Origin of the sequence: Chromobacterium subtsugae (genome assembly GCF_001676875.1) — a bacterium.
Lineage (GTDB): Bacteria > Pseudomonadota > Gammaproteobacteria > Burkholderiales > Chromobacteriaceae > Chromobacterium > Chromobacterium subtsugae.
Genome location: NZ_JYKA01000001.1, coordinates 79,798 through 92,985, shown reverse-complemented (window position 1 = coordinate 92,985; position 13,188 = coordinate 79,798). Strand labels below are relative to the sequence as shown.

The following is a 13,188-nucleotide window of genomic DNA, read 5'->3' as shown; positions in this document are numbered from 1 at the left end:
TCGAGCGTCATTTCATTTTCAAGAAACCAACATTGCAAAAAGAATAAACAAATATGTCTTTAAATAAAGAGTTGCTCAATAAAGGCGTGGATTTGTGAATGAATTGACTGAAATTAATATTTCAATATAAATTTCGCAGCGCAATATTCTTTATATTCATCAGGCATTTAAATTGAAGGCGGACGCGCTCGGGGCGGGAGGGCGGAGGGCTGAGCACGGCGTCGGCGCTGGCGCCGGATCGCGCAGGAAAATGCGCGGCGCGAGTGTGGCAATGTCGCCATTCGCGGAGGGCCGGGAGGGGGGCGGGAGGTGCAGGGGATGGAGGCCGCCGCGGGCGTCGCGGACAGGCCTGCCGGGAGGGGCGGGGAAAGCGTGGAGGCTTCAGCGCCCCAGCGGCAGCGCGCGGATGCCGGCGTCGTCCAGCAGCAGGTAGCCGCCGCGCCCGCCATGCCAGTCCTGGATCACCCAGCGGCTGGCGCCGCGCTCGCCCGCCTGATGGCGGTGCCGGGCCGGGCGATGGGTGTGGCCATGGATCAGCGTCGGCCAGTCGTGGGCGGCCAGCAGCGCCTGCACCGCGGCTTCGGTGACGTCGGAAATGGCGGCGAGGCCGGTTTGCTGCTTGTTCATCTCGCTTTGCGCGCGGGCGTGGCGGGCGATGGCGTGGCGTTCCGCCAGCGGTTTGGCCAGCATCGCCTGCTGCCATTGCGGGCTGCGGCTCAGCGCGCGGAATTGCTGGTAGGCGGCGTCGTCGGTGCACAGCGCGTCGCCATGGCACAGCAGGATGCGCTGGCCGTGGACGTCTGTCAGCGTCGGATCATCCAGCAGCTTTGCGCCGCTGCGCGCTTCGAAGCCGGCGCCCAGCAGGAAGTCGCGGTTGCCGCGCATCACGTAGAGCGGCGTCGCGGCGGCGAATTCGCGCATCGCGGCCAGCGGCGCTTCCAGATAGCTGGAGTCGTCGTCGTCGCCCACCCAGTATTCGAACAGGTCGCCCAGGATGTAGAGCGCGTCTATCCGGCCCCGCCATTGCTGCAGCGTGTCCAGGAACAGCTGGTTGAGCGCGGGGGTATCGTCGGCGAGGTGCAGGTCGGAAATGAAGTGGGTGGCCATGGCAGCGGATCGGTATCGGGCAATGAAAAGCCGGGGCGGCGCCCCGGCTGGTGTTTCAGGCTGGGCGGATCAGATGATTTCCGCCTTTTCCAGCACGACCGCGTCCAGCGGCACGTCCTGATGCATGCCGCTGCGGCCGGTGCGCACGGTCTTGATGCGATCGACGATGTCCTGGCCGGCCACGACCTGGCCGAACACGGCGTAGCCCCAGCCCTGGGTGCTTTCCGACTTGAAATCGAGGAAATCGTTGTCGGAGACGTTGATGAAGAACTGGGCCGAAGCGGAGTGCGGGTCAGAAGTGCGGGCCATCGCCACGGTGTAGGTCTTGTTCGACAGGCCGTTGTTGGCCTCGTTCTGGATCGGGTCCTGGGTCGGCTTTTGCTTCATCTGGGCGTCGAAACCGCCGCCCTGGATCATGAAGCCGTTGATCACGCGGTGGAAGATGGTGCCGTCGTAGTGGCCGCTTTTCACGTATTGCTCGAAGTTGGCCGCGGTTTGCGGGGCTTTTTCGTGGAACAGTTCCAGCGTGATTTCGCCGAAGTTGGTCGTCAGTTTGATCATGAGGCTTTCCTTTGCGCTGAGGCCGGTTGCGCGGCCTTAGGGTTTGATGGTGACTTTCTGGATGACGATGGGTTCGAACGGGACGTCATCCATGCCGTTCATGCTGCCGGTGCGGGTCTTGGCGATGCGGTTCACCACATTCATGCCTTTGCTCACCTTGCCGAATACGGCGTAGCCGGCGCCTTGCGGATTGGGGGAAGTGTAATTGAGGGCGTCGTTGTCGCGCACATTGATGAAGAATTGCGCGGTGGCGGAGTTCGGATCGTTGGTGCGCGCCATCGCAATGGTGCCGACATTGTTTTTCAGGCCGTTGCCCGCTTCGTTGACGATGGGCGCGCGGGTGGGTTTCTGGTTCAGCTTGGCGTCGAAGCCGCCGCCCTGGATCATGAAGCCGTCGATCACGCGGTGGAAGACTGTGCCGTTATAGTGGCCGGCCTTGGCGTAGGCGACGAAATTGGCCACGGTCTTCGGCGCCTTGGCCGAATCCAGCGTGATTTCGATATTGCCCTTGTTGGTGACCATCTCCACCACCGGGGCGGCGAAGGCCAGCGCGGGCAGGGCGGCCAGGGCCAGGCTGCAGAACAGTTTCTTCATGATAGCGATGCGTGCCGACAGGGAAGTTGGGGCTGTGATTCTAGCACAGGCGCGGAGGAGGATCGCCAGCCGGCTGTTTGGCGGCGGCGGCGTCTGTTCATACAAGTTCAGGAAGATGTGTTTTTCTCTTGCGATGGGGCGGATTCGAGTTTAGACTCCACGCCCTAAAAAAGATGCAAGCGCTATCTATTTATCATGCGCCTGCTGATTGGATAAGCCCGGGCCGGCACGGCATGGCCACGCGGCGCAAGAAGAACACTTCAGGAACATGAACACAATGCAATCTGCTGTTTCGCCTCGCTCGGCGCGTCTGCTTTCCCTCATCGTCGCCGGCCTGTTCGCCGCTCCCGCGGTCCAGGCCGCCGGCTTTCAACTGACGGAGCAAAGCGTGGCCGGCATGGGCCGCGCCCACGCCGGCGCCGGCATGGCCGGCGACGATCTGTCCGCGGTGTTTTACAACCCGGCCGGCATGACCCTGCTGCAAGGCACCCGGGCGCAGGGCGGCTTCACCTATGCGGAAGTCGATGCGCCGTTTGAGGGCAGCAATACCGTCAGCGGTTCGCCGGACCCGCGGCTGAATCGAACCAGCCAAGCCTCGGACAATGGCCGCGCTCCGGGCGTCGCCATCCCCAATGCCTATTTCACGCATCAGATCAATGATCAGTTGTACGCCGGCGTGGGCCTGACCACCCCGTTCGGTTTGGGCGCGCGCTACAACGACAACTGGGCAGGGCGCGACAGCGGCATCTCCAGCTCCATCATGACGCTGGACATAAATCCCTCGCTGGCCTACAAGCTGGACGAGCGCTGGAGCTTCGGCGCCGGCGTGTCGGCCCAGTACGCGAAGGCTCATCTGAAGAAGGGCGCCTTCCTGCCCGGGGCCACCGGCGAGATCAAGGCCGACAGCTGGGGATTCGGCTACAACCTGGGCGTGATGTATAGCTACAGCGCCGATACCCGCATCGGACTGTCCTACCGTTCCAAGATCGACCACAAGGCCAAGGGCGACTACATCAATTCCGGCTTCGTCGATCTGGCGCCGACCATGCCGCTGTCGCGTCTGAATGGCACCTACGCCGGCTCGGCCGACGTCACCACGCCGGAGTCGCTGCTGCTGAGCGGCTACAGCAAGCTGAACAGCAAGTTCGCCGTCGGCGCCACCGCGCGCTGGACGCGCTGGAGCCGTTTCGACCAGTTGGTGATCAAGGGCAGCCCGCAGTTCGGCGGCATCGATACCACCACCCGCATCGACAACCACTGGAAGAACAGCTGGATGTTCTCGGTGGGTGGCGACTACTTCTTCAACGACGCGCTGACCCTGCGCAGCGGCCTGGGCTATGAAACCACTCCGGTGCCCAACGCCGAGCACCGCAATCCGCTGATTCCGGACGCCGACCGCATCTGGCTGAGCCTGGGCGCCGGCTACAAGATCAGCAAGCAGGCCACGGTGGATGTCAGCTACGCGTATCTGCGTGCGGTGGGCGATCGCAAGATCGACAACGTCTCCAAGAGCCCGTTCGGCACCCAAAGCCACCTGCAAGGCCAATACGGCTCCATTACCGGCCACCTGCTGGGCGTGCAGGCGCAATACCGCTTCTGATGGCTTGAACGCGAAGGAAGAAAGCGCGGCGCGATGCCGCGCTTTTTTTTTTCGCGCAGGGCGGGGTTAGATCTGGTATTCGAGACAGTCGTCCGGCAAGCGGGCGCGGCCATGCTGCGGCTCCAGGCCGAGCAGCCGCATTTGCCGGAGCGGCGGCGAGTACAGATGCAGGGTGACCAGATCGCCATCTTGTTGATTGGCTATCTGGTGGATGTCCTGATCGCCGTTGATCACCAGGCTGCCGGCGGCCAGTTCGCGGGTTTCGCGCGAAGCCAGCAGGCCGGCCGGCGTTTCTTCGAACACGGTTTCGGTGGCCACGCCCTGAAGCACCCGCACGCCGCACAGGCTGCCCCGGTGGTTGTGGATCTGGCTGCGTTGGCCGCTGCGCCAGCACAGCAGCAGCAGTTCGCAGAAATCATCGGCATAGATGCGGTTGCGGCGATATTGGCTGTCGCCGAATAGCCAGAACGGCGCGAAGTCGGCGCGGCCGAGGCGCAGCGAGCGGTGGAAGCCGCGAATGTCTTCCAGGCTCAGGCGGGCCTGAAACTGTTCCAGCCGCTTGAGCGCGGCCAGTAGCCCGGGACTGATCTCGGCTGGGATCGGGGCGCGGGCATTCGGCGTTTCCATCGATTTCTCCTTGCTATCCATATGGTAGCGACGCATTGGGCGGCTTTTTTGCAGGCGATATGATGATGGAATTTCTGGTGGTTCGGCTATGCGTATTTGCGCATAAGGAAATTCCGCCAGCTGGATAGTCCCGGCCGCACGGTTGCGGTATAGCCTTGCGGTCGGGCGGCGTGGATGGCAGAAATGTCAGGGCAGCGACGCCAGCGGCAGCTTCATGGTTTGCTTGATGGCGTTGAGCACGATGGTGGATTTGACACTGCGCACCAGCGACAGCTGCATCAGCTTGTTCATCACGAAGGCCGACAGCGACGGCAGGTCGGGCACCACGATGCGCAGCAGGTAGTCGGCTTCGCCTGCCGCGGCGTAGCATTCCAGCACTTCCGGCAGCGCGTGGATGGATTGGGCGAAATCCAGCAGCGCCGCTTCGTTGTGCCGCTCCAGGCTGACGTTGGCGAAGGCCATCACCGACAGGCCCACTTGCTCCGGGTCCAGCGCCACCTGGTAGCCCTGGATGATGCCGTTTTGCTCCATGCGCTGGATGCGGCGGCCGATTTGCGAGGCGGACAGCGGAATGTCCTGCGCCAGCCGCTGGTGGGTGGCGCGGGCGTCCAGCTGCAATTGCTGCAGGATCTCCAGATCAAAGCGGTCCAGCTCTATTTTGCGCATTTTGTGCACCATATGACATTTGATGCGGCAAGTATGCAAAATTTACTGGATTTCAGCAAATTATGCGGTCTTCCCGCATCTGTGAAGGGCTAAACTAGAGTAAATGACCCAATCCTCCAGGAGTGCCGAAATGAACGACCGCGCCGACTTCGTCGTGCCCGACATCACCACCCGCAAGAATGTCGGACTCAGCCACGACGCCAACGATTACACGCTGCCGCAGCCGCTGGACCGTTACAGCGCGGAAGATCACGCCACCTGGGCCACCTTGTACCAGCGCCAGTGCGCGCTGTTGCCCGGCCGCGCCTGCGATGAATTCCTGCAAGGGCTGGAGCAGCTGGGCGTGGACGCCGACCGGGTGCCGGACTTCGACAAGCTCAATCGCCAGCTGATGGCCGCCACCGGCTGGAAGATCGTCGCGGTGCCGGGCCTGATTCCCGACGACGTGTTCTTCGAACACCTCGCCAACCGCCGCTTCCCGGTGACCTGGTGGCTGCGCGAGCCGCATCAGCTGGACTACCTGCAGGAGCCGGACGTGTTCCACGACCTGTTCGGCCACGTGCCGCTGCTGATCAATCCGGTGTTCGCCGACTACCTGGAGGCATACGGCAAGGGCGGCATGAAGGCCAAGGAACTGGGCGCGTTGCCGATGCTGGCGCGGCTGTACTGGTACACGGTGGAGTTCGGCCTGATCGATACGCCGCAGGGCATGCGCATCTACGGCGCCGGCATCCTGTCCAGCAAGTCGGAGTCCATCTACTGCCTGGACAGCCCCAGTCCCAACCGGGTGGGCTTCGACCTGATGCGCATCATGAATACGCGCTACCGCATCGATACCTTCCAGAAGACCTACTTCGTCATCGACAGCTTCAAGCAATTGTTCGACGCCACCGCTCCCGATTTCACGCCGCTGTACCAGCGCCTGTCGGCGGCGCAGCCGTGGGGCGCGGGCGACATCGCGCCGGACGACCGGGTGCTCAATCGCGGCGACCAGCAAGGCTGGGCGGACAGCGACGACGTCTGAACCGGGAGGTTTGCATGCCGGCAGGCCCGCTTCGCGCGGGCCTTTTTCATGGACAGCGGCTGCCGCGACAGCAGATGGTGGGGTCAACGGCGCGGGCATGGCTATCGTTAGATCTGACAAACTGGATACACTGGAGCAGGCTTCGCCGCCGCCCGCGGCGCCTGACAGGAGGGATGAGACAGCGGCCATGCAAACGAGAGAATTGATTCCCTGTATCATCGCCGGCGGCGCCGGCGCCCGGCTGTGGCCGGTTTCGCGCCAGGCGCTGCCCAAGCCGTTCATCCGCATGGCGGATGGCCAAAGCCTGCTGCAGAAAGCCTTCCTGCGGGCATCGCGCTTGGATGGCGTGAGGCGGGTGATGGTGGTCGCCAATCGGCAGCTGCTGTTCCATGTGCTGGAGGAATGCGGCGCGGTCAATGCGGCGAGGCTGGAGCTGGAGATCCTGCTGGAGCCGGAGGGCCGCAACACGGCGCCGGCCATCGCCGCGGCGGCGCTGGACGCGCTGGCCCGCCGCGACGGGGCGCGCCCCATACTGCTGGTGCTGCCGGCCGACCACCTGATGGCGGACGAGAGCGCTTTCGCCGAAGCGGCGGTCCGCGCTCGCGGCCTGGCCGAGCTGGGCCGCATCGCCGTTTTCGGCCTGAAGCCGGTCCGGCCCGAGACTGGCTTCGGCTATATCGAACCGGGGGAGGCGATTGGACGGCTGGGCTATCGAGTGGCGCGCTTCGTCGAGAAGCCGGACGCGGCCAGCGCCGAACGCTATCTGGCCGATGGCCGCTTTTTGTGGAATGGCGGCATGTTCTGTTTCGACGCCGAAACCCTGCGCGGCGAGCTGGCCAGTCATGCGCCCGCTGTGCTCGCCGGCGTGGCCGCATGCCTGGAGGCCAGCCCGGAGCTGCGCGGCCCGGGCCGCCGGCAGCGGGAGCTGGATCCGCGCAGTTTCGGCCGCTGCCCGGACATCTCCATCGACTACGCGGTGATGGAAAAGTCGGACGCGGCGGCGGTGGTGCCGTGCGAGCTGGGCTGGAGCGATATCGGCAGTTGGGAAAGCCTGGCGGCCGAGTACCCGCATGATGAAAACGGCAACGCCAGCCATGGCGAAGCGCTGCTGCGCGACACCCGCAACACCTTCGTGCAAAGCGGCGGCCGTCTGGTGGCCACGCTGGGGGTGGACAACCTGCTGGTGATCGACACGCCGGACGCCTTGCTGGTGGCCGACCGCCGCCGCAGCCAGGAGGTGAAGGACATCGCCGCCGAACTGAAACGGCGCGGCCATCCGGCCTATCTGTCGCACCGCACCACGCCGCGTCCCTGGGGCCATTACACGGTGCTGGAGGAGGGCGGCAACTACAAGATCAAGCGCATCGTGGTGAAGCCGGGCGCGTCGCTGTCGCTGCAGATGCACCGCCACCGCAGCGAGCACTGGATCGTGGTGAGCGGCGCCGCTCTGGTGGTCAACGGCGCCGAGGAGCGCCGGATCGAGGCCAACCAGTCCACCTTCATTCCCGCCGGCGAAAAGCACCGGCTCGCCAATCCCGGCCGGATCGAGCTGGTGATGATAGAGGTGCAGAGCGGCGATTATCTGGGCGAAGACGACATCGTGCGCTTCTCCGACCACTATGGGCGCGACGTCGTCGGCTGAGCGGCGCCGCGGCTAGTGGGTGGCGCCGCCCGCCAGCGCCAGGTCATGGCGATGCGCCAGCGCCAGCTCCACCGCCAGCCTGAGCGCCGCGACGCAATCGTCCAGCGCCATGCTGGGCGCGCCGGGATGGCCTGCCGCCTGCTCCGGGAGATAGGGAATATGGATGAAGCCGGCGCGCGGCACGCGCCGGTGCAGCAGTCCGTACATCACATGGTTGCAGACGAAGGTGCCGGCGGTTTGCGACACCGAGGCCGGGATGCCTTGCGCGCGCAGGCCGGCGACGATGGCCTTGATCGGCAGCGTGGCGAAATAGGCGGCCGGGCCGTCGGCGGCGATCGGCTGGTCTATCGGCTGCCGGCCGGCGTTGTCGGCGATGCGGGCGTCGTCGACATTGATGGCCACCCGTTCGACGGTGATGTCGGGGCGGCCGCCGGCCTGGCCGACGGCGATGGCCAGCTCCGGCCGCAGCTCGGCCAGATGGCTGTCCAGCGCGGCGAGCGCTGCGCCGAACACGCAGGGCAGCCGGCGCGCGAAAACGCGGGCGCCGCCCAGCTCCGCGCCATCCAGCCGGCGCACCGCCTCCCACGACGGATTGACGGTTTCGCCGCCGAAGGGCTCGAAGCCGGTCAGCAATACGGTTTGCATGTTTTTCTCCTCAGCGGAACATCAGCCAGTTCATCAGCGCGGCGTTGACCGCCAGCAGCGCCAGCGCGGTCGGCACCTGGGCCTTGATCACCGCGTTCTTGTCGTCCAGCTCCAGCAGGGCGGCGGGAACGATGTTGAAATTGGCGGCCATCGGCGTCATCAGCGTGCCGCAGTAGCCGGAGAACATGCCTATCGCCGCCATCACCGCCGCGTCGCCGTGGTGCATGCCGACCAGAAACGGTATGCCGATGCCGGCGGTCATCACCGGGAAGGCGGCGAAGGCGTTGCCCATGATCATCGTGAACAGCGCCATGCCCAGCACATAAGCCAGCACCGCCACCCAGCGCGTGTCCAGCGACAGGTAGGCGGTGGCCACATGCGCCACCGCCTTGCCGGCGCCGGCGTCGGCGAACAGCAGGCCCAGCACCGCCAGCATCTGCGGCAGCAGCACCGCCCAGCCCATGCAGTCCAGCAGGCGGCGGGTTTCGCGGATGCTCTGCGCCGGCCGCTCACGCGTCAGCCCGCAGGCGGCGATGAAGGAAACGAGGCAGGCCACGCCCAGCGCCAGCAGCGTGACATTCTTGGGGTCGAACAGCGGCGCGCCCGCCAGTTTCACGTCCTTGGCCGCCAGGCTGAGCGCCACGGTCAGCAGCGGCACCAGCAGCGAGGGCAGAAACACCTTGCCGCCCAGCCGACGCAGGCTGTCCTGCAGCCGCGCGGCCGACAGCGCGATGTGATGGCCGCTGCCGAGGCGGCCCAGGCCGGCCAGCAGCACCATGGCCAGCACGATGGCGCCGGACAGCTGCGCCGGCAGCCAGTCGCCGGCCAGGAACAGCATGCCGAACAGGCCCCAGAACGCCGCGCTGCCGTAGCGGCGCGGATGGCCGGGGTCGGCCAGCGCGCCGGCCGCCACCAAGAGCAGGACCGCGCCGGCCAGCCAGTACAGGTACTCGACATGCAGGATCATGCGCGCTTCTCCGACAGATGGGCGGCCGGGGCGGCTTGCCGCAGCAGCTGGCGTTCCAGCCGCATCAGGCGGACGGCGTGGATGATGAAGGCGAACAGCGCGGTGGGAATGCCCCACAGCGCGATGTGCAGCGGTTCGCTGGGGATCTGGTTTTCCTGCAGGAAGGTATGCATCAGCATCACCGCTCCGAAGGCGACGAAGATGTCCTCGCCGAAGAACAGGCCGACATTGTCGGTGGCGGCGCACATGGCGCGCAGCTTCTGCCGTTGCTCGGGCGTCGGCTCGCCGTGGCGTTGCTCCCAGGCGCCTTCGGTCATCGGCGCCAGGATGGGCCGCACCATCTGCGGATGGCCGCCCAAGCCGGTCAGGCCCAGCGCGGCCGACAATTCCCGCACCAGCAGGTAGACGATCAGCAGGCGGCCGACGGTGGCGTTGCGGATGCGCCGTATCCAGGCGCGGGCCTGGTCGCGCAAGCCGTGGCGCTCCATCAGCCCCACCACCGGCAGCACCAGCAGCAGGATCAAGGTGATGTTGCGGGTTTTCATGAAGCCCTGGCCGAGCTTGGCCAGGATGGCCAGCGCCGGCATGCCGGCGGCCAGGCCGGTGACGACGCCGGCGGCGCATACCGCCAGCAGCGGATTGAAGCGCAGCAGGAAGCCTGCGATGACCACCGCTATGCCTAGCAGCGGCCACAGATTGACAGCTGGGTCCATGGTTTCTCCTTGGGTGGGGCCGCGCTGCGGTCTGGCCGCCGCCTGGCGCGGTGTCGGGGTGGCTCAGTCGGCGGCGATGCGGATGCCCAGGGCTTCCAGGTGGCCGCGCAGCCTGGCGGCGAAGGCCGCCGCATGGGGGCCGTCGCCGTGCAGGCAGATGGAATCGGCGCGCAGCGGCACGCTTTCGCCGCTGACGGCGATCACGCGCTGGCGCAGCGCCATGTCGCTGACTTGGGCCAGCACCGCTTCGGCGCTGTCCAGCAGCGCGCCGGGCGCGCCGCGCGGCACCAGGCTGCCGTCGGCGCGATAGCCGCGGTCGGCGAAAACCTCCCGCCGCGTGTCCAGGCCCTCGGCGCGGCAGGCGGCGAGAAAGCCGCTGCCAGCCAGGCCGATCACCCGCAGCCTGGGATTGAAGTCGCGGATCGCGCGCGCCAGCGCCGCCGCCAGCGCCGGGTCGCGCGCGGCCTGGTTGTACAACGCGCCATGCGGCTTGACGTGGCGCATCTCGCCGCCTTCGGCGCGGACGATGGCGTCCAGCGCGCCCAGCTGATACAGCACGCCGGCGCGCACCGCGTCCGGCGGCAGCTGCATCTCGCGGCGGCCGAAATTTTCCCGGTCGGGAAAGCTGGGATGGGCGCCGATGGCGACGCCGCGCCGCAGCGCCATGCGCACCACTTGCAGCATGGTGTCCGCGCTGCCGGCATGCCAGCCGCAGGCGATGTTGGCGGAGCTGACGTGTTCCAGCAGCGCGGCGTCGTCGCCGCAGTCCTCGCCCAGGTCGGCGTTGAGGTCAATTTGCATTCAGCAGCCTTTCGATCCGGTGTTGATAGCGTTGCTGCAGCCGCAGCGCCTGGCGGGCGCCGTCGGGGTCGGTCGGGATGAAGTGCAGCTGGCTGCCCAGGCGCGCCTGGCCCAGCTGCCACAAGTCGGCCTCTATCACCATGCCCAGCCGCGGATAGCCGCCGGTGGCCTGGGCATCGGCCATCAGCACGATGGGCTGGCCGTCCGGCGGCAGCTGGATCAGGCCGGGCAGCACGCCGTGGGACAGCATATCCACCGTCTCGCCGCCTGTCAGCGCGGGGCCGGCCAGCCGGTAGCCCATGCGGTTGCTGTTGGGCGTCAATTGCCAGGGTTCGCGCCAGAAACGCTCTTGCGCCTGTTTCGACAGCCGCTTGAGTTCCGGCCCGGGGCAGACGCGGATCTGGCTGCCGGGGCGGGGCAGCCAGACGCCCAGCCGCGGCGCCGGCGGCCGCGCGGGCCCCAGCGCCAGGCGGTCGCCGTCGCGCAGCGCCCGCCCGTCCAGGCCGCCGAAGCCGGCCAGCAGATCGGTGCTGGCGGATCCCATCACGGCCGGCGCCTGGATGCCGCCGTCCAGCGCCAGGTAAGCGCGCATGCCGAAGCGCGGCGCCTGCAGCTGCAGCATTTGCCCGGCGCGGAAGGCAACGCGCCAGCCCGGCCACACCGGCTCGCCATCCAGCAGCGCCTGGCAATCGGCGCCGGCCAGCGCCAACTGGCCGGCGCGCAAGAAGCGGAAGCAGGCCGGCGGCAGCGTGATTTCCAGCGCGGCGGCGTCGGCGGGGTTGCCGACCAGGCGGTTGGCGATGCCCAGCGCCAGGCCGTCCATGGCGCCGGCGCGGCATACGCCCAGATGGCGCGCGCCGAAGCGGCCCAGATCCTGCACCGTGGTTTGCGGTCCGGCCTTGATCACTTCCAGCATGGCGATTCCTTGCTGGCGACGAAGCGGACGATGTCCCCCGGCTGCAGCAGGCAGGCGGGTTCGCGCGCCGGGTCGAACAAGCGGGCCGGACTGCGGCCTATGATCTGCCAGCCGCCGGGAGAGGCCGACGGATAGATGCCGGTCTGGCAGCCGCCTATCGCCACCGCGCCCGCCGGCACCGCGATGCGCGGCGTGGCGCGGCGCGGGGTGGCCAGCCGCGGATCCAGGCCGCCAAGGTAGGCGAAGCCGGGCTGAAAGCCCAGGAAATACACGGTGTAATCGCTCGCGCCATGCCGTTCCACCACCTGGCGCGGACTGAGGCCGCAATGCCGCGCCACGTGGTCCAGGTCCGGGCCGTATTCGCCGCCGTAGCAAACCGGAATCTCCACTCGCCGCTGCGGGATGTCGGCTTGTTCCGCCTGCTGCCACAGCTTGCGCAGCCGGGCCGGCAAGGCCGCGGCCAGCGCCGGATCGTCGCTCAGTTCCAGGGTGAGATTGTTCATGCCGGGCACGATTTCTCGGATGCCGTCGCCGGCTTGCAGCTGTCGGGCCAGCCACCAGATGCGGCGCTGGCAGTCCAGCGTGGCGGGCGGCGGCATTTCCAGCGTCAGGGCCTGGCTGCCCAGCCAATGGATCGCGGGCGAGGTGAGGGGGGCGGAAGGCATCGGGTTTTGACGAAATGCGATTTGAGAATATGATTATGATTATGGGTTAATTGAATGTAATGATGCAATGTTAATAATTTCTCGTCAATTTATGAGAATGAAAGGATGGGAAGGCCTTGAATTTCGAGAGAACGGAGAAGAACGTCCATGACGAATGATTTGCCGAAGATCGTGTCTTCGCAGCATCTGGTGTCGGAGCGCAGCCCCGAGTTGTCGGAGTTCGAATTCAGCCTGACGGTGGTGAACAATGCCTTTCACCGCTGGATGGTGCGCTGCATGGCCGCCGCCGGAGAAAAGGACATGACGCCCACCGAGGTGCTGCTGGTGCATCATGTCAACCACCGCGGCCGGCAGAAGAAACTGGCCGACATCTGCTTCGTGCTGAATATGGAGGACACCCACGTGGTGGCCTACGCGCTGAAGAAGCTGGTGAAGATGGGCTATGTGCGCAGCGAGAAAAGCGGCAAGGAAGTGTTGTTCTCCACCACCGAGAATGGCCGGGCATTGTGCGAGCGTTACCGCCAGGTGCGCGAGCAGTGCCTGCTGCCGACGCTGAGCGACGGCGGCATCGCCAATCCGGCCATAGGCGAGGTGGCCCAACTGATGAGGGCGCTGGCCGGCGTTTACGACCAGGCCGCGCGCGCCGGGGCCTCGTTCTGA

At 66.3% G+C, this 13,188-nt stretch carries 15 protein-coding genes; 4 read left to right on the top strand and 11 right to left on the bottom strand.

Annotated features, from left to right (window positions below; genetic code table 11):
• Positions 1-381: 381 nt before the first annotated feature.
• From MY55_RS00455 to MY55_RS00445, 3 genes are all read right to left on the bottom strand, one after another.
• A complete protein-coding gene (locus MY55_RS00455) occupies positions 382-1,107 on the bottom strand; it encodes a UDP-2,3-diacylglucosamine diphosphatase (protein WP_065201831.1) in 726 nt (241 codons plus the stop codon).
• Positions 1,108-1,176: 69 nt separating this feature from the next.
• Positions 1,177-1,668, bottom strand: coding sequence for a peptidylprolyl isomerase (locus MY55_RS00450; protein ID WP_047238525.1), 492 nt, complete (start codon positions 1,666-1,668; stop codon positions 1,177-1,179).
• A gap of 36 nt (positions 1,669-1,704) precedes the next feature.
• A complete protein-coding gene (locus tag MY55_RS00445; RefSeq protein ID WP_065201830.1) occupies positions 1,705-2,262 on the bottom strand; it encodes a peptidylprolyl isomerase in 558 nt (185 codons plus the stop codon).
• Between the two features lie 277 nt (positions 2,263-2,539).
• On the opposite strand from MY55_RS00445, the gene MY55_RS00440 reads away from it, so the two are divergent.
• On the top strand, positions 2,540-3,862 hold the full coding sequence (locus tag MY55_RS00440; RefSeq protein ID WP_047258226.1) for an OmpP1/FadL family transporter: 1,323 nt from the start codon (positions 2,540-2,542) through the stop codon (positions 3,860-3,862).
• Positions 3,863-3,928: 66 nt separating this feature from the next.
• Here MY55_RS00440 and MY55_RS00435 read toward each other — a convergent pair whose 3' ends face one another.
• The gene (locus tag MY55_RS00435) at positions 3,929-4,489 is read right to left on the bottom strand and encodes a cysteine dioxygenase (RefSeq protein WP_157889248.1); all 561 of its coding nucleotides are present in this window, start codon (positions 4,487-4,489) and stop codon (positions 3,929-3,931) included.
• Between the two features lie 186 nt (positions 4,490-4,675).
• The gene (locus tag MY55_RS00430) at positions 4,676-5,155 is read right to left on the bottom strand and encodes an Lrp/AsnC family transcriptional regulator (protein WP_043579252.1); all 480 of its coding nucleotides are present in this window, start codon (positions 5,153-5,155) and stop codon (positions 4,676-4,678) included.
• Between the two features lie 130 nt (positions 5,156-5,285).
• Here MY55_RS00430 and phhA point away from each other — a divergent pair, with 130 nt between their 5' ends.
• Together phhA and MY55_RS00420 are read left to right on the top strand one after the other, a co-directional pair.
• A complete protein-coding gene (gene phhA / locus MY55_RS00425) occupies positions 5,286-6,179 on the top strand; it encodes a phenylalanine 4-monooxygenase (RefSeq protein ID WP_099049584.1) in 894 nt (297 codons plus the stop codon).
• Positions 6,180-6,366: 187 nt separating this feature from the next.
• Positions 6,367-7,821, top strand: coding sequence for a mannose-1-phosphate guanylyltransferase/mannose-6-phosphate isomerase (locus MY55_RS00420; RefSeq protein WP_047258225.1), 1,455 nt, complete (start codon positions 6,367-6,369; stop codon positions 7,819-7,821).
• Between the two features lie 12 nt (positions 7,822-7,833).
• Here MY55_RS00420 and pcp read toward each other — a convergent pair whose 3' ends face one another.
• From pcp to pxpB, 6 genes are all read right to left on the bottom strand, one after another.
• Positions 7,834-8,466, bottom strand: coding sequence for a pyroglutamyl-peptidase I (pcp, locus tag MY55_RS00415; protein WP_043579187.1), 633 nt, complete (start codon positions 8,464-8,466; stop codon positions 7,834-7,836).
• 10 nt (positions 8,467-8,476) lie between these two features.
• The gene (locus MY55_RS00410; protein ID WP_043579188.1) at positions 8,477-9,433 is read right to left on the bottom strand and encodes a DUF979 domain-containing protein; all 957 of its coding nucleotides are present in this window, start codon (positions 9,431-9,433) and stop codon (positions 8,477-8,479) included.
• Positions 9,430-10,146, bottom strand: coding sequence for a DUF969 domain-containing protein (locus MY55_RS00405; RefSeq protein WP_043579189.1), 717 nt, complete (start codon positions 10,144-10,146; stop codon positions 9,430-9,432). Before MY55_RS00405 ends, MY55_RS00410 begins: the two co-directional genes overlap by 4 nt.
• Positions 10,147-10,209: 63 nt before the next feature.
• Positions 10,210-10,947 (bottom strand): 5-oxoprolinase subunit PxpA, encoded by a 738-nt coding sequence (gene pxpA / locus MY55_RS00400; RefSeq protein ID WP_047244157.1) that lies wholly within the window; start codon positions 10,945-10,947, stop codon positions 10,210-10,212.
• On the bottom strand, positions 10,937-11,863 hold the full coding sequence (locus MY55_RS00395) for a 5-oxoprolinase subunit C family protein (protein ID WP_047244156.1): 927 nt from the start codon (positions 11,861-11,863) through the stop codon (positions 10,937-10,939). Before MY55_RS00395 ends, pxpA begins: the two co-directional genes overlap by 11 nt.
• A complete protein-coding gene (gene pxpB / locus MY55_RS00390; RefSeq protein WP_043579192.1) occupies positions 11,851-12,528 on the bottom strand; it encodes a 5-oxoprolinase subunit PxpB in 678 nt (225 codons plus the stop codon). Before pxpB ends, MY55_RS00395 begins: the two co-directional genes overlap by 13 nt.
• A 147-nt stretch (positions 12,529-12,675) precedes the next feature.
• Between pxpB and MY55_RS00385 the strand changes: the two genes are divergently transcribed.
• Positions 12,676-13,188 carry a winged helix DNA-binding protein gene (locus MY55_RS00385; protein ID WP_043579193.1) on the top strand — a complete coding sequence of 171 codons (513 nt, stop codon included), beginning with the start codon at positions 12,676-12,678 and terminating at the stop codon, positions 13,186-13,188.